The organism is Rummeliibacillus sp. JY-2-4R (genome assembly GCF_053847205.1).
In genome coordinates this window covers 3,240,822-3,257,388 of the sequence record NZ_CM132623.1, presented here as the reverse complement: position 1 = coordinate 3,257,388, position 16,567 = coordinate 3,240,822, and the positions used below count along the sequence as shown (strand labels likewise).

The 16,567-nt window shown below is 35.6% G+C and carries 17 protein-coding genes and 1 tRNA gene; 17 read left to right on the top strand and 1 reads right to left on the bottom strand.

The window, feature by feature from the left end; translation table 11 throughout:
- The first annotated feature begins 35 nt into the window (after nt 1–35).
- The 15 genes from ACWV26_RS15950 to ACWV26_RS15880 all read left to right on the top strand — a co-directional run bounded on the left by ACWV26_RS15950 (nt 36) and on the right by ACWV26_RS15880 (nt 13,463).
- Nucleotides 36–1,205, top strand: a complete 1,170-nt coding sequence (locus tag ACWV26_RS15950) for an ATP phosphoribosyltransferase regulatory subunit (RefSeq protein WP_455895694.1) — start codon at nt 36–38, stop codon at nt 1,203–1,205.
- The gene (gene hisG / locus ACWV26_RS15945) at nt 1,198–1,839 is read left to right on the top strand and encodes an ATP phosphoribosyltransferase (RefSeq protein WP_455895693.1); all 642 of its coding nucleotides are present in this window, start codon (nt 1,198–1,200) and stop codon (nt 1,837–1,839) included. Before ACWV26_RS15950 ends, hisG begins: the two co-directional genes overlap by 8 nt.
- On the top strand, nt 1,836–3,116 hold the full coding sequence (gene hisD / locus ACWV26_RS15940; protein ID WP_455895692.1) for a histidinol dehydrogenase: 1,281 nt from the start codon (nt 1,836–1,838) through the stop codon (nt 3,114–3,116). The genes hisG and hisD overlap by 4 nt, the downstream gene beginning before the upstream one ends.
- A gap of 1 nt (nt 3,117) precedes the next feature.
- Complete coding sequence (gene hisB, locus ACWV26_RS15935; RefSeq protein WP_455895691.1) at nt 3,118–3,708, top strand: imidazoleglycerol-phosphate dehydratase HisB; 591 nt, start codon at nt 3,118–3,120, stop codon at nt 3,706–3,708.
- Nucleotides 3,705–4,352: an imidazole glycerol phosphate synthase subunit HisH gene (gene hisH, locus ACWV26_RS15930; RefSeq protein WP_455895690.1), complete on the top strand. Its 648-nt coding sequence runs from the start codon at nt 3,705–3,707 to the stop codon at nt 4,350–4,352. The genes hisB and hisH overlap by 4 nt, the downstream gene beginning before the upstream one ends.
- Nucleotides 4,349–5,086 carry a 1-(5-phosphoribosyl)-5-[(5-phosphoribosylamino)methylideneamino]imidazole-4-carboxamide isomerase gene (hisA, locus tag ACWV26_RS15925; protein ID WP_455895689.1) on the top strand — a complete coding sequence of 246 codons (738 nt, stop codon included), beginning with the start codon at nt 4,349–4,351 and terminating at the stop codon, nt 5,084–5,086. Before hisH ends, hisA begins: the two co-directional genes overlap by 4 nt.
- Nucleotides 5,086–5,844, top strand: coding sequence for an imidazole glycerol phosphate synthase subunit HisF (gene hisF / locus ACWV26_RS15920; protein WP_455895688.1), 759 nt, complete (start codon nt 5,086–5,088; stop codon nt 5,842–5,844). The genes hisA and hisF overlap by 1 nt, the downstream gene beginning before the upstream one ends.
- On the top strand, nt 5,841–6,461 hold the full coding sequence (gene hisIE / locus ACWV26_RS15915) for a bifunctional phosphoribosyl-AMP cyclohydrolase/phosphoribosyl-ATP diphosphatase HisIE (RefSeq protein WP_455895687.1): 621 nt from the start codon (nt 5,841–5,843) through the stop codon (nt 6,459–6,461). Before hisF ends, hisIE begins: the two co-directional genes overlap by 4 nt.
- Nucleotides 6,462–6,542: 81 nt before the next feature.
- The gene (locus ACWV26_RS15910; protein ID WP_455895686.1) at nt 6,543–8,063 is read left to right on the top strand and encodes a tetratricopeptide repeat protein; all 1,521 of its coding nucleotides are present in this window, start codon (nt 6,543–6,545) and stop codon (nt 8,061–8,063) included.
- Nucleotides 8,064–8,185: 122 nt separating this feature from the next.
- A complete protein-coding gene (gene trxB, locus ACWV26_RS15905; protein WP_455895685.1) occupies nt 8,186–9,130 on the top strand; it encodes a thioredoxin-disulfide reductase in 945 nt (314 codons plus the stop codon).
- A gap of 661 nt (nt 9,131–9,791) precedes the next feature.
- On the top strand, nt 9,792–10,274 hold the full coding sequence (locus ACWV26_RS15900; protein ID WP_455895684.1) for an NUDIX domain-containing protein: 483 nt from the start codon (nt 9,792–9,794) through the stop codon (nt 10,272–10,274).
- Nucleotides 10,267–11,148 carry an RNase adapter RapZ gene (rapZ, locus tag ACWV26_RS15895; protein ID WP_455895683.1) on the top strand — a complete coding sequence of 294 codons (882 nt, stop codon included), beginning with the start codon at nt 10,267–10,269 and terminating at the stop codon, nt 11,146–11,148. The genes ACWV26_RS15900 and rapZ overlap by 8 nt, the downstream gene beginning before the upstream one ends.
- Nucleotides 11,149–11,153: 5 nt before the next feature.
- Nucleotides 11,154–12,140, top strand: coding sequence for a gluconeogenesis factor YvcK family protein (locus tag ACWV26_RS15890; protein WP_455895682.1), 987 nt, complete (start codon nt 11,154–11,156; stop codon nt 12,138–12,140).
- Between the two features lie 34 nt (nt 12,141–12,174).
- Entirely contained in the window at nt 12,175–13,122 is a 948-nt protein-coding gene (gene whiA, locus ACWV26_RS15885; RefSeq protein WP_455895681.1) for a DNA-binding protein WhiA, read from the top strand.
- Between the two features lie 83 nt (nt 13,123–13,205).
- The gene (locus ACWV26_RS15880) at nt 13,206–13,463 is read left to right on the top strand and encodes an HPr family phosphocarrier protein (protein ID WP_455895680.1); all 258 of its coding nucleotides are present in this window, start codon (nt 13,206–13,208) and stop codon (nt 13,461–13,463) included.
- A gap of 65 nt (nt 13,464–13,528) precedes the next feature.
- Here the strand turns inward: ACWV26_RS15880 and clpP are convergent, their stop codons facing one another.
- Nucleotides 13,529–14,122, bottom strand: a complete 594-nt coding sequence (gene clpP / locus ACWV26_RS15875; protein WP_455895679.1) for an ATP-dependent Clp endopeptidase proteolytic subunit ClpP — start codon at nt 14,120–14,122, stop codon at nt 13,529–13,531.
- A 185-nt stretch (nt 14,123–14,307) separates the two neighbouring features.
- Here clpP and ACWV26_RS15870 point away from each other — a divergent pair.
- Both ACWV26_RS15870 and ACWV26_RS15865 read left to right on the top strand, forming a co-directional pair.
- Nucleotides 14,308–14,379: transfer RNA gene (locus ACWV26_RS15870), tRNA-Arg, on the top strand.
- 235 nt (nt 14,380–14,614) lie between these two features.
- On the top strand, nt 14,615–16,567 hold the full coding sequence (locus ACWV26_RS15865) for a GerAB/ArcD/ProY family transporter (RefSeq protein WP_455895678.1): 1,953 nt from the start codon (nt 14,615–14,617) through the stop codon (nt 16,565–16,567).

Sequence of the window (16,567 nt, the reverse complement as noted above, 5' to 3'; positions counted from 1 at the left end):
AGCATACTAAAGTATAAAGATTAGGAAGTGTAAAAATGTCACCAATTCAAAAGTTTGAAAAACCGCTTGGAATGCGCGATACATTTCCAAAAACATTTGAAAAAAAAGAGGTTATTCGTCAAACAGGTCGTGAATTTCTTCGTTTAAGAGGGTTTGACTTTATTCAAACGCCTTCTTTAGAGTATTACGATACAGTAGGTAAAGCATCGGCAATCGTAGATTCATCACTTTTTAAACTTGTCGATAGTCAAGGAAACACGTTAGTACTTCGACCAGATATGACTACTCCAATTGCTCGTGTTGCTACTTCAAAATTATTAAAAGAGAAAATTCCACTCCGACTTTCTTATTTTGCAAACGTCTTTCGGGCACAGCAATTAGAAGGTGGACGTCCAGCAGAATTTGAACAAATGGGCATTGAGATTATCGGTGACTCATCTGTTTATGCCGATGCGGAAGTCATCTTAACTGCAATCCACTTATTGAAAGCATTAGGTGTAGAAGACTTTAAAATTACAATCGGAAATGCAGGAATATTAAATGCCATTATAAAAAATAATGTACAGAATGATGAACAATATAAAGAATTACATAATTTATTGGTACACAAAAATATCGTAGGATTTGAAGAAGCTGTCACTTCATATAATTTGCCACAAGAAAATACTCAAATATTATCATCCTTTATCGAAGATGCTACAGAGATGAAGAGCATTCGAGAAATAGCAAAATACTTATATGAAAAAGATGCTTTCCTTTATATGGAGCAATTAGCATCCATTTTAGAGATTGCAGATGCAACATCTTTTATATCATTTGACTTCACATTAGCAAGCCATATGAATTATTACACTGGTATGCTATTCGAAGTATTTGCAACAGGTTCAGGTTTTCCACTTGGAAATGGCGGTCGATACGATGGATTACTTCAAGAATTTGGAACAGAAGTTGGTGCAATTGGTTTTGGACTCAGAGTAGATCATCTATTAGAAGTAGTTCTTCAAAAAGAAGAGCAAAATGAAGATGTGCTTGTATTATTTGTTGCACCACAACTTGCAGAAGCACTTAAAATTGCTAATGAACTTCGTGCACAAGGAAAACGTACAACATTGCAATCAATGGAAGGATTAGAAGATTTAGCAGCTTTCAAAAATCATTTTGCAGAAATTGTACGAATTGGACAAGGAGGAACAGTCCATGAATGAGTTAACAATTGCTATGCCGAAAGGTCGTATCTTCGAGGAAGCCTACGAAATGCTGATTGAAGCAGGCTTTCAACTACCCGAAAATGTAGAAATGTCACGGAAATTAATGATTGAGATACCAGAAGAGAAAATTCGCTTTATATTAGCAAAACCAATGGATGTTCCAACTTATGTTGAACATGGGGTTGCAGATATAGGAATCGCAGGGAAAGACGTACTATTAGAACAACATCGTGAAGTTCATGAACTACTAGATTTGAACATTAGTAAATGTCATATCGCTTCTGCAGGATTACCAAATACTACTTTGAACGAAATTGCACCACGTATTGCGACAAAGTATCCAACTGTCGCTTCAGAATACTATCGTGAAAAAGGGGAACAAGTTGAAATCATTGGTTTGAATGGTTCAATTGAATTAGCACCGATGATTGGCCTTGCAGATCGAATTGTAGATATTGTATCTACTGGTCAAACTTTAAAAGAAAATGGACTTGTTGAATACGAATTTATCACAGATGTTTCATCTCGATTAATCGCGAATCCAGTAAGTTACCGAATGAAAAATGAACGAATAATTGATTTAGTAAAACGACTAAAAAAATGTGTAAAGAAAGAGAATGATTTGCTATGAAAATCAAAGCATTAACAGATAATATTTCATTGAAAAGACCTTTAGAAGGCGGTAACGAAGAGCAGTTAAAAACTGTTCGCGAAGTACTTGCTGATGTACGACAAAAAGGTGATGAAGCAGTTAAATTCTATAGTAAAAAATGGGATGGTATTGCACTAGATGATCTTCGCGTAACGGAACAAGAAATAAGCGAAGCAGTTGCAGCATTAGATCCCCAATTAGTTCAAGATTTAACAGAAGCAGCTGCCAACATTCGTTTGTATCATGAGAAACAAAAACGTAATGGCTATCAATTAGAACTATCAAATGGTTCATGGCTTGGTCAACGTATTTTACCAATTGGTTCTGTAGGATTATATGTGCCGGGTGGTTCAGCGGCATATCCTTCTTCTGTATTAATGAATGTAATTCCTGCACAAGTAGCAGGTGTGAAACGAATTGTGTTAGCAACACCTTGTGGCAAGGACGGTAAACTTCCTCCAGCAGTACTTACAGCAGCATCTATTTTAGGGATTGAAGAAATCTACAAAATGGGTGGAGCTCAAGCAATTGGTGCTCTTGCATATGGTACAGAAACAATTCAAGCAGTTGATAAAATAACCGGACCTGGGAATATTTTTGTAGCATTAGCAAAACGAGAAGTATTTGGCGAGGTTGCCATTGATATGATTGCTGGCCCAAGTGAAATTGCGATTATTGCAGATGAAACTGCTTATGCTGATGAAGTTGCTGCAGACTTGCTTTCACAAGCAGAACATGATGCTATGGCTTGTCCAGTTTTAGTGACAACAAGTGAAATTCTTGCACAAAAAGTATCAGCCCAAGTTGAAGCACAATTGAAAGTGCTACCTCGTGAATCCATTGCACGTCAATCAGTAGAAAACTTTGGTTGTATTTATATAGCAGAATCCATTGAACAAGCAACAGATGCTATTAATCAATTAGCACCTGAACACTTAGAAATTGTCACAAAAGATGCAGAAAAAGTCAGTGAACAAATTAGAAATGCAGGTGCCATTTTCTTAGGAAGATACAGCTCAGAACCTGTCGGAGACTATTTTGCAGGGACTAACCATGTCTTACCAACAAATAGTACAGCACGTTTTGCAAGTGGCTTAAATGTAGACGATTTTATCAAGAAAACAAGTGTTGTGTATTATACAGAAAAAACTTGGGCAGAAAATGCGCCTAAAATTGCAAGACTCGCTCGACTAGAAGGATTAGAAGGCCACGCAAGAGCAGTAGAATCAAGAGGCTGGGAAAAAGGAGAAGAATAGCATGGAACGTTTCTCAAAAATTGAACGTAAAACAAACGAGACCCAAATTGCTGTTGAAATCAATTTAGACGGTGAAGGAAAAGCGACAGTTGAAACGGGTGTACCATTCATGGACCATATGCTTGACCTCTTTATGAAACATGGTCTTTTCGACGGCAAAATTGTAGCACATGGCGATACAGAAATTGACGATCACCATACGACTGAAGACTTAGGGATTGTACTTGGCCAAGCGATTAAAGAAGCACTAGGCGATAAAAAAGGGATAAAACGTTATGGTAATGCATTTGTCCCAATGGATGATGCACTTGCACAAGTTGTGATTGATTGTTCAAACCGTCCACACTTAGAATTTCGTGCTGAAATTCCATCACAAAAAGTCGGAACGTTTGATACAGAACTTGTCCACGAATTTTTGTGGAAATTTGCTTTAGAAGCACGTATGAATGTCCATGTTATCGTTCCATATGGTCATAATACACACCATATCATTGAAGCCATTTTCAAAGCATTAGCGCGAGCAATTGATGATGCGATTCAAATCGATCCTCGTGTTAAAGGAGTACCATCAACGAAGGGGTTGTTAACATGAAAATTGGTGTAATCGATTATGGAATGGGTAATCTTTTTAGTGTGGAACAGGCCATTAAACGTTTAGGATGCGAAGTAGTCATATCGGCTGACCAAGAAAGTTTACTAGCATGTGATGCACTTATACTACCTGGTGTTGGTGCATTTGAAGATGCTATGAAGAGATTACAAGATACAGGCCTTGTATCATTGTTTGAAAAGGTAGTTACTACGAATAAGCCTCTTTTAGGTATTTGTTTAGGTATGCAGCTTCTATTCGAAGAGAGCGAAGAAAACGGAATTTGGCAAGGGCTTGGGATTTTTAAAGGTCGAATCAAACGATTTTCTGGCCAAGATTTATCTGGAAAATCCTATAGAGTTCCACATATGGGATGGAATGATTTGCAATTTGAAAAAGAACCAACTTGGTTAGAACAGTTGCCAAAAGATCGCTATGTCTACTTTGTCCATTCCTATTTTGCGACAGATATGAATGATGAGGACTTAATCGCCTATGCAGACTATGGTGATGTGAAAGTGCCAGGGATTGTGCAAAAAGGCAAAGTATCCGGTATGCAGTTCCACCCTGAAAAATCAGGAGAATGTGGTGTTTCATTATTACAACAATGGCTTGCAGGTGTTGCAAAAGGAGTTGGAGTTAATTGAGTTCTATTCAAATTTACCCAGCCATCGATATGAGAGGTGGCAAATGTGTACGATTATTTAAAGGTGACTATGCACAAGAAACAGTCTATGCGGACTCTCCGTATGAAATGGCAAAAAGCTTCGCAAATGCAGGTGCAAGCTACGTACATATGGTTGATTTAGATGGCGCAAAAGATGGAGAACGTACACATGCAAAAGAAGTAATTCGAGTTGCAAAAGAGTTACCTCTAAAGGTTCAAATTGGTGGAGGAATTCGTTCTGAAGAAGACGTTCGTTTTTATCTAGAAAATGGTGTGAACCGCGTTATTATAGGAAGTTTAGCAATTCGCGAACCAGAACTTGTAAAAGGTTTTATCAAAGAGTTCGGGTCTGAACGAATTGTGATTGGGCTAGATGCAAAAGACGGCATGGTCGCAACACATGGATGGATTGAAACATCCAATAAGTCTGCTATTGAAGTCGGTCAAGATTTTGCGAGTGCCGGTGCAAAGTATTTCATTTTCACTGATATTGCAACAGATGGAACCCTTGCAGGACCGAATGTTGAGGCAAATATCCAATTAGCAGAAGCAACAAATGCAGAAATTATTGTTTCTGGTGGCATTAGCTCACTAGAAGATATTGCGAAGGTTAAGACAGCTGCGAGAAACTCATCAGTTAGTGGCGTTATTATTGGAAAGGCATTATATGCTGGGCGCTTTACACTCCAAGAGGCATTAAAGGAGGCTGAATAATGCTTACAAAACGAATTATTCCGTGTCTAGATGTCAAAGAGGGACGTGTTGTAAAAGGTGTTCAATTCGTATCACTACGAGATGCTGGTGATCCAGTTGAATTAGCCAAATTTTACAATGAACAAGGTGCAGATGAATTAGTTTTCCTTGATATCTCCGCAACGCATGAGGGCAGAGAAACAATGGTCGATGTAGTTCGCAAAACAGCAGCATCACTTTCAATACCTTTTACAGTAGGTGGAGGAATTAGAACACTTGATGATATGAAACGAATGCTTCGTGCAGGTGCAGATAAAATTTCGATTAATTCCTCAGCTATTCAGAACCCTGAGCTTATTAAAGAAGGTTCTGATTATTTTGGTGCACAATGTATCGTGGTTGCCATTGATGCCAAATGGAGTGAAGAAGATGGTACTTGGATGGTCTACACACATGGTGGCCGAAACAAAACAGAAAGAGAAGCTGTAGCATGGGCGAAGGAAGCTGTAGAACTTGGTGCAGGTGAATTACTTGTTACCAGTATGGATAAGGACGGAGAGAAGAGTGGATTTGATCTACCTTTAACAAAAGCAATCCGCCAAGCAGTAAATGTACCAATCATTGCAAGTGGTGGTGCAGGAAATGTAAATGATTTCTATGATGTATTAGAAGATGTGGATGCAGATGCAGCACTGGCCGCTTCAATCTTTCACTATAAAGAGACAAGTGTTGCAGAAGTCAAAGCAAGCTTAAAACAAAAAGGAGTGGCAGTAAGATGATCGACAATCTTAAATTTGATGAAAAAGGCTTAATTACAGCCGTTGTACAAGATGCACAAACAAAAGAAGTTTTAACAGTAGCATATATGAATAAGGAATCTTATGAAAAAACAATTGAAACAGGCGAAACTTGGTTCTACAGCCGTTCAAGACAAGAGCTTTGGCATAAAGGTGAAACAAGTGGCAATACTCAAAAAGTAGTCGCAATGCGCGCGGATTGTGACCAAGATGCATTAGTTGTGGAAGTTTTACCAAATGGTCCAGCTTGCCATAATGGGACTGTTTCTTGCTTTACAGAAGTAATCAAAGAAAAAGATTCCTCAATCGGCTCTCTAGATATTTTAGAAACGCTAAAAAATGTCATTAAAAGCCGTGAAGAAGAAATGCCTGAAGGTGCTTATACTACATACCTATTTACAGAAGGCGTAGATAAAATTTGTAAAAAAGTAGGGGAAGAAGCGACAGAAGTTGTCATTGCTTCAAAAAACCGTGATTCAGAAGAATTAAAATGGGAAGCAGCAGATTTAATCTACCATTTATTAGTACTACTACAAGAACAAAAATTAGATTTGTATGAAGTTTTAGGCGTTTTGCAAAAACGCCATGAAAAACACTAATCTGTGTTATAATAAAGGATACTAGTCTTAAGGAACGTTAAATAGCGTTCCTTATTGTTTTTTGGAGGAAAACTTTAGGATATGAAAAGTAAAAAAAATACTCAAAAAAATGTTGTGTCCTTTATTCCAAATGGTGAATTTTATTATAAAAAAGCTGTGCAAGCCCTAAATCGAGATCAAATCGAAAAAGCACTCAAATATTTACGTAGAGCAGTGGACCTGAGCCCTGAGGATTCTTTAATCTTGCTCCAGTATGCAATTATTGAGATGGAAGCTGGTCGTCTTGAACACGCTTTAGAATTGTTAAGAAAAGCCAATGAAATTGACCCAAATGAACCTGAAATCTTGCTCTTTTTAGCGGAAGGCTCAGTACAAGCAGGTTTAACTGAGGATGCAAAATACTTTGCAGAAGAATATTTGCGTATTGATGAAACGGGAGAATATGCAGATGAAGCAATTGACATAATTGACTTTGCATCATCTTTAGAAGAAAACAATGTGTTTGGTAGCTCTCTAAATAGTGAAGTGGTTTATTTACAAGAAAAGGCAAGAAAGTTGATGGGACAAGGAAAGCTCGATGAGGCAATTGAAATTTTAGAAAACATCGTAACAGATCATCCTGATTTCTGGGCTGCCTATAACAATTTATCACTTGCCTACTTCTATAAGGGAGAGACTGAGCAAGCAAGAGCGGTATTGTATGAGGTTCTACAAGGAGATTATGGGAATATACATGCTCTTTGTAACCTAGCCGTCATGGCCTACTATGAAAAATCTACAGATGAGTTGCAAGAATTAACAGAATTACTTGTAAAACTTTATCCTTATTCTTTTGAACAGCGGTACAAACTTGGTGCAACACTTGCACTAATAGGACGTTATGAAGAAGCTTATAAATGGCTTCAAAGTGTAAAGAATAAGGGTGTTGAAGAGGATGCAGGATTTTACTTTTGGCTAACTAACGCTGCTTATTTCTCTGGATATGAAAAAAAGGCAAAAGAAGCATGGGCAAAATTACTTGAAATCGATCCTGATAAAGAAGGATACGAACCTTGGTTGAAAAACAAAACAGAGGTTGATTTAGATTCAATTGAGCAAAATCGTGATTTTATTGTCCAAAAATTAGAAAGTGAATATAGAAGCGAACGTTTATTGGGCATCTATTTATTAGGGAAATCAGCCTATCAACAAGAAATACTTGCACATCCAAGTTGGGTTAGTATCGATAACTACTCAGCAATCGAAAAGCTGTATTTAGCCTACTCATTGGACCATGATTTTCATGGGGATGACGGTACTTTGAAACCTTTTTTACGGAGTTTAGAAGTTGCTGAAATCTTATACAACGATGCAAAGCCATTGAAATTAAATGATACATTCATTTTTCAAATGTGGTTTGTACTATGTGAACGGGCACTTGAGGATGGATATGCATTCAAAAACCCCCAAGCCCTAGCTGCTGCAACAGAATATATGTATAAATCTTCTCGTATGAAAAACATTACCAAAAAGGAAATCGCTAAGTACTATGGGGTTTCTCCAGCAACACTTACAAAATACGTGAACGAATTAATGCAGTATTTGCCACTTTTCGATAAGTAATATTCTTATTCGACAAAAGATTTATATAGTTTCACGTTATCTTAAAGCAGATATCTTGTCATTACCATTTGCTATCCTCTAAGATAAAAGCAAATGTAATCTACAACTTAGGAGGAACAGACATGTCCGAAGAAAAAATTTATGATGTTGTCATTATTGGAGCAGGCCCTGCTGGTATGACTGCTGCAGTTTACACTGCTCGTGGAAACCTTTCTACATTAATGCTAGAAAGAGGTATTCCAGGTGGACAAATGGCAAACACAGAAGAAGTTGAGAACTATCCAGGTTTTGAATCCATTTTAGGGCCTGAATTATCTACGAAAATGTTTGATCATGCGAAAAAATTCGGTGCAGAATATGCATATGGCGATGTCACTGAAATTATCGATGGCGAAGAATATAAAACTATTAAGGCTGGTTCAAAAGAATATAAAACACGTGCCATTATCATTACAACTGGTGCAGAATACAAAAAAATGGGCATCCCAGGCGAAAAAGAACTTGGTGGCCGTGGTGTCAGCTATTGTGCAGTATGTGATGGCGCATTCTTTAAACAAAAAAATCTAATCGTAGTGGGTGGAGGCGACTCTGCAGTTGAAGAAGGTATGTATTTAACTCGCTTTGCTGACAAAGTAACCATTGTACACCGCCGTGACAAATTACGCGCTCAAAAAATTATCCAAGATCGCGCATTTGCAAACGAAAAAATCGATTTTATCTGGAACAATACACTAAAAGAAATTCACGAAAAAGACGGTAAAGTGGGTAGTGTAACACTTGTTTCTACTGTTGATGGTACTGAACAAGAAATGCAAGCTGATGGTGTGTTTATCTACATTGGAATGCTTCCACTTACAAAACCATTCGAAAGCTTAGGCATTCTAAACAATGAAGGCTACGTTAAAACCAATGCAGAAATGGAAACATCAGTACCTGGTATCTATGCTGCAGGTGATGTTCGTGAAAAAACATTACGCCAAATCGTTACAGCAACTGGCGATGGAAGTATCGCAGCACAAGCAGTTCAACACTATGTAGAAACATTAAAAGAAAAATTCCCTGTTTAATAATGAAAATAATATTCTTTTAATGATTTTGACATAAAGCTGACACAATCATTCAGTATTATAATAAGAGTAATAACCCCTTTTTATAATTAGAATTTTTTAAAGGCTGTTTCATCAGTTCCCTCGACTGAGAAACAGCCTCTTTTTATGGGCAAATTTAATTGCTCTGGAGCGAATAGTTTTCATTGGCACCCGTAAGTAATAATAGGCCAACTGTCCGTGATGTGGGACCAAACATCAACGGTTTCAGCAGAACTAACTGCGGTTTTCTAAAAAATTTCCGCGAAAAGAACAATTAAGGTGCTGGTAAAAAGTAAATCAAAGGACAGCCATAATTTCTCCTCTACGAGATAAAATTAATGTACAAAAAGCAGAAATAAGGAATCACTAGGAATCACTAAAAAGATAAGAACTGAATAATATTTATAATAAAATTTTGACTAGAAATACAGACCAATATTAGTATGAAATATTTTTCATTGCTCAGGGCTACCACAGATAAATAATAATTACCCCATAAAATCCAATGAAATCTCCAAAGTGTACAAAATATACTAAGGAAATCTAAAGAAATTGTATATTTAGTGTATTCCTTTGTACTACTCCACAGGAAAACTGTATAATAGAGATTATTAGAATTGTTAGAAACGAGGTGTCGTGTGTGCAAAGAATTGCCAATTTATTAGTAAAAAAAGACAACAAAGTACTTTTGTTAAAAAAACCACGACGCAATTGGTATGTTGCACCTGGTGGTAAAATTGAAAGCGGAGAATCAATTTTCGAAGCAGCAAGTCGCGAATTTCGAGAAGAGACCGGTACTATTGCGATTAATCCACATTTAAAAGGTGTCTATACCATGGTTATAAAACGTGATGATGAAGTCGTAAATGAATGGATGCTCTTCACTTTTTTAGCGGAAGGTCTACAAGGAACGCCTTATGAAGAGACCCGTGAAGGTGAATTAGAGTGGCATCCAGTTGAAAGCCTTAAAACTTTGCCTATGGCAGAAGGAGATCGCACGAACTTACTATTTGCAGTTGAACAAACTGGCACACAATATGGAACTTTTACATATACTGAAGACTTCCAATTGTTACAAGAAAAAATACAAACGTCGTGTGAAGGGGATGAAAGGAATGCCTAATCCACAGCAAGTAAACGAGTTAATCATTATAACGGGAATGTCTGGAGCTGGGAAGTCAGTAGCAATTCGAAGCTTTGAAGATTTAGGTTTCTATTGTATCGATAATTTACCACCAACATTATTACCGACTTTTTTAAATTTAATGAAAGAATCTAAAAAAGAAATTTCTCGTATTGCAGCTGTGATGGATTTACGTGGAGGAGATTTCTTCTCAACACTTATTGAAGCATTAGATAAAATAGAAAGAGAAGATCTTGTTTCGACGAAAATCTTGTTTTTAGATGCAGATGATGAAACCTTAGTTAGTAGATATAAGGAAACTCGTCGTTCCCATCCGTTATCTGAAAATGGGTTACCTTTAGAGGGGATTAATCATGAGCGTGAATTATTAGCTGAAGTGAAAGAACGTGCTCAATACAAATATAATACGTCAACTATGAAACCAAGAGAGTTACGTGAACGAATTATTGCACAATTTTCTAGCGTAAACTCAAAAGAATTTACGGTAAATGTCATGTCGTTTGGTTTTAAATATGGCATGCCTATAGATGCAGATTTAGTATTTGATGTACGGTTCTTACCAAATCCTTTTTATATAGAAGGATTACGCCCAAAAACCGGATTAGATGAAGAAGTTTCGTCATATGTATTAAAGTATGATGAAACGAATATGCTAATCGCAAAATTAACGGATCTATTTGAATTTATGATACCTCTTTATAAAAAAGAGGGAAAAACGCAACTCATTATTGCTTTTGGCTGTACAGGTGGACAACATCGTTCGGTTACGTTAGCGGAGTATTTTGGTAACCGTTTAGATCAATATGCCCCAACAGTGATCACTCATCGTGATATTGCTAAAAGAAAGGAATAACATTAATGCAAAGAAAACCAATGCGAATCGTGATCATTGGCGGTGGTACAGGTCTATCTACATTATTACGTGGTTTAAAGAAATACAATATAGATTTGACTGCAATTGTTACCGTGGCTGATGATGGCGGAAGTTCAGGTAGATTACGCGATGATTTCGCGATTCCACCGCCAGGAGATATACGAAATGTTATTGCTGCATTATCAGAAGTTGAACCTTTAGTAGAGGAAATGTTCCAATATCGCTTTCAAGGAAAAGAGGAATTGGGTGGACATTCCCTTGGTAACTTAATGTTAACTGCATTAACAGAAATAACTGGAGACTTTTCACACGCTATTCGTGAAATGAGCCGTGTATTAAACGTTCATGGTAAAGTCTTGCCAGCAGCAAACCAACGACTTACCCTCCTAGCAGAATTAGAAGATGGTAGGATTGTTCAAGGTGAATCGAAAATTCCAACATATAATTCCCGTATTAAACGAGTATTTTTGTCACCACCTGATGTATTAGCTTTACAAGATGCAGTAAACGCAATCGAAAATGCTGATATCATTATTATTGGTCCAGGAAGTTTATACACTAGCATACTACCGAATCTGTTAGTGGAAGGGATTCAAAAAGCCATCCTCGAAGCAAGTGGGCATAAGATTTATATCTGTAATTTAATGACTCAAGCTGGTGAGACATCAAACTATTCAGCCGCAGATCACGTGCAAGCGCTTTACGACCATGTTGGTACGAATTTTATTCAAACCATTTTAATAAATGATGAAGAAGTACCACAAGCGATTAAAGATGCTTATATTAAACAATCGGCGGAGCCTGTTAAATTTGATATAGAACGCTTGGAAGAAATGGGATTAGAAGTAATAAAAAAAGACATTGCTAATATTTGTAATGGCGTTGTAAGACATGAAACGAATCATGTCGCAAAATGGATTGTAGAATATGCGACAAATTATCAACAAAAGAAGCAATCTCCGTCAAATTAGCGTAAAATAGATATGATAGAGAGGGGGAATCGGTATGTCATTTGCTTCAGAAACAAAAAAAGAACTAACACAATTTGAAGCAAAAGATAAAAGCATTAAATCAGAGCTATCTGCCCTAATCCGAATGAATGGTTCTCTGTCATTTACTAATCGACAATTAAGTCTTGATGTTCAAACAGAAAACGCAGCGATTGCTCGTAGAATGTATACTAATATCAAAAAACTATATAACTATCGTATTGAGCTTCTTGTACGAAAGAAAATGAGGCTCAAGAAAAATAATGTTTACATTTGTCGCGTGAGAGAAGGTGCAAAAGAATTACTAGAAGAATTACATATTCTATCAGGTAATTTTCTATTTAACCATACCATCGCCAAAGAGTTAATCGGAACTACGGAAAATAAAAAAGCATATTTGCGTGGGGCTTTTTTAGCAGGAGGCTCAGTCAATAATCCAGAAACATCCTCTTACCATTTAGAAATTTATTCTTTATATAAGGAACACGGGGAAGCGTTGATGGATTTGATGAACCAATTTGATCTCAATGCTAAAACGATTGAACGGAAAAAGGGATTTGTCACTTATCTTAAAGAAGCAGAGAAAATTTCAGATTTTCTAAGTCTTGTTGGTGCACACCAAGCCATGCTGAAATTTGAAGATGTTCGAATTGTACGAGATATGAGAAATAGTGTCAATCGATTAGTTAACTGTGAAACAGCCAATTTGAACAAAACAATCGGAGCAGCTATTCGTCAAGTAGACAATATACGCTTTATAGATAACGCAATTGGTATTGAACAATTACCAGAAAAATTGCGTGAAATAGCAAGATTAAGGGTAGAATATCAAGAAGTTACATTAAAAGAACTCGGTGAAATGGTATCAACTGGGGTTGTTAGTAAATCTGGTGTAAACCATCGCCTAAGAAAAATTGACGAAATCGCTGATTCACTAAGACGTGGAGAAAAAGTAAAAGTATAAATAATAAAATCAACACGTTTTATGTGATTATTCTTAGTAAGTAGTTATATATATAATTTCCTATTATATAAGGGGGAGCAATCGTGGTAGAAAAACAAGTAGTAGTAAAATTAAAATCAGGCTTACAAGCAAGACAAGCTGCCTTATTTGTACAAGAAGCAAATCGCCATACAGCTGACGTATTCCTTCAAAAAGACGATAAAAAAGTTAACGCCAAAAGCATTATGGGGATTATGAGCTTAGCGATTGCAAGAGGAACATCTGTTATCTTAAGTGCAGAAGGAAATGATGAAGAACAAGCTTTAGAAAAACTTGCTGGCATCATTGAAAACGAAGAATAAAAATAAATAAGACGGGATATGGAGCAATTACGTTGTTCCATATCCCGTCTTTTGTTTTATAACGATTATTTGTTAAGTTCGTTACGTTCCATAATGTGGTCGATTAAACCATATTCTTTTGCTTGTAAAGCAGTCATGTAGTTATCACGATCTGTGTCTCGTGAGATAACATCAATTGGTTGACCTGTACGTTCAGAAAGAATAGCATTTAGTTTTTCACGTGTTTTTAAGATATGTTTTGCAGCAATTTCAATTTCAGTTGCTTGACCTTGTGCACCACCTAGAGGTTGGTGAATCATTACTTCACAGTTTGGTAAGGCATAACGTTTGCCTTTTGTACCAGCAGTAAGTAAGAATGATCCCATAGAAGCACACATACCCATACCAACTGTTTGTACATCTGGTTTAATGAATTGCATTGTATCATAAATTGCCATACCAGCTGTTACACTACCACCAGGAGAGTTGATATAAAGGAAGATGTCTTTTTCAGGATCTTCTGCTTCAAGGAATAATAATTGTGATACAACGGCATTTGCAACATTGTCATCAATTGCACTTCCAAGCATAATAATGCGGTCTTTTAGTAAACGTGAGTAAATATCATAAGCACGTTCACCGCGGTTTGTTTGTTCAATAACTGTAGGAATTAAATTCATGTGAATAGCCTCCTCAAATTTAATAAAGTAATTTCGTTTTCCATTTGCTGAAATTAACTATATTTCAGCTGTAACTTAATGATACACATGATGGTCAGTAAAGGTCAAATGTTACGATTGTTTTTTTATAGTATTGAATTGTTCTTGATTAATTTGTATAATAGATTAGTCGCAAATAATTATTTGCCCACGTAGTTTAACGGATAAAACATAAGATTCCGGTTCTTAGGCTGGGGGTTCGATTCCCTCCGTGGGCGTACTTAAAAACAAAACGCAAGCCCTTACGAAAAGAGCTTGCATAAAATATGGGGGATTTCAAAATAATTATAACCAGTTTTTTCCTTAAACAATCAACCTCTAATCATTTTTTGATTAGAGGTGTTTTTTTGGATTTTTTTAAATGATTGTATCAAAGTTACGAAGAATAAACTTATATTATTTTTATTTATTGTCAAAACTGTCTTTAACAAAAAATGTTAGAGGTTTTTAATTATGAAAAATGATGGAAAAATAAGTATATTACATGTCATATTTCTGACGATGACGTTTATTGGGTTGAAAAATCATGTCACCATAATTCCGTCTATATTAAAAACAGCTGGAAGAGATGGATGGGCATCCGTTTTATTAGGTACATTTGTAATATCAATATGGTTGTTTCTATTAGTTTTTGTTCATAATAAATCTAAGCAAGAGCCAATTAAAGATTGGTTAAAACAAAAAATAGGGAAAGTTGGCTCATCCATTGTTCTATATATGACAGCAATTTACTTAATGATACTTGCTGCTTTTACAATGAGAGAAGCTTTACTTTGGATTAATACAACTTTTCTACCTAAGACGCCCATTGTATTTTTATTAGTCATATATTCAGCATTGATTATTTTTCTTGTGGCATCAGGGTTACAAACAATTGTGATTGTAAATGTATTTGTACTATTGGGAGTAGTTACTTTTGGCTTTCTTGTGGCATTTGTAAATTTACAAGTGAAAGAATTTGAACTATTACGTCCGTTTTTTGAACATGGATTTAAACCAGTGTTAATGGGATCAATCTATCCTGCTTCGGGATATATCGAATTATTGCTGATTCTATTTCTACAACATCGAATCAGTCATCGTATTAAATGGCATCACTTTGCGATCATGCTATTCATCATAACTGGTTTAACGATGGGACCACTAGTAGGGGCAATAACTGAATTTGGACCATCGGAAGCATCGAAGCAGAGATATCCGCCTTATGAAGAATGGGGTCTAGCGACAATTGGACGCTTTATTGAACATATAGATTTCTTCTCTATTTATCAATGGCTAACAGGAGCATTTATAAGAATAGGGCTAATCTTATATATATGTTCAGAATTATTGAATTTGTCAGAGGACAAAAAGAAAATATGGAAATATATTGCCCCGCCATTTCTATTTATTTGTTTATCGTTGATTCTTATAAGAGATAACTTATTTTTGAAGATTAACGGGAGCTATTTCCTGATGAGTACCTTGGGCTTCTTTTTCATATTATCTATAATCCTAGTGACTGTTTCTTTGATATCTAAAAAATCAAATTCTAAAGATCAGAATCAATATATGAATCAAAATCAGAATCAAAATCAGAATCAATATATGAATCAAAATCAAAATCAGAATCAAAAACAGAATCAAAATCAAAATCAGAATCAATATATGAATCAGAATCAAAATCAGAATCAAAATCAGAATCAATATATGAATCAAAATCAGAATCAAAATCAAAATCAAAATCAGAATCAAAATCAAGAACAGTATCAAAATCAAGATCAGTATCAAAGCCAAAATATAAATCAATACCAAAGTCAAAATCCAGGTCAAAATATAATACAATATCAAAATAAAAATCACTATCAAAATCAAGGTCAAAATATAAATCAAGATCAAGGTCAAAATCAGGGGCAAAATCAAAATCAGTATCAAAATCCAAATATAAACCAAAATCAAGATCAGTATCAAAATCCATTTATAAATCAAAATCAAGATCAGTATCAAAATCCAAATATAAACCAAAATCAAGATCAGTATCAAAATCCAAATATGAATCAAAATCAAGATCAGTATCAAAATCCAAATATAAACCAAAATCAAGATCAGTATCAAAATCCAAATATAAATCAAAATCAAGATCAGTATCAAAATCCAAATACAAATCAAAATCAAGATCAGTATCAAAATCCAAATACAAATCAAAATCAAGATCAGTATCAAAATCCAAATATAAATCAAAATCAAAATCAGTATCAAAATCAAAATATAAATCAATATCAAAACCAAAATCAAAATATAAACCAAAATCAACATCAACAAAACCAAAGCCAAAATCAAAATCAAAATATAAATCAAAATCAAGAACAAGATAAAGAAGACAAGAAAAGTGGTGGAGGACAATCGAATCAAATGGAAAATCAATAA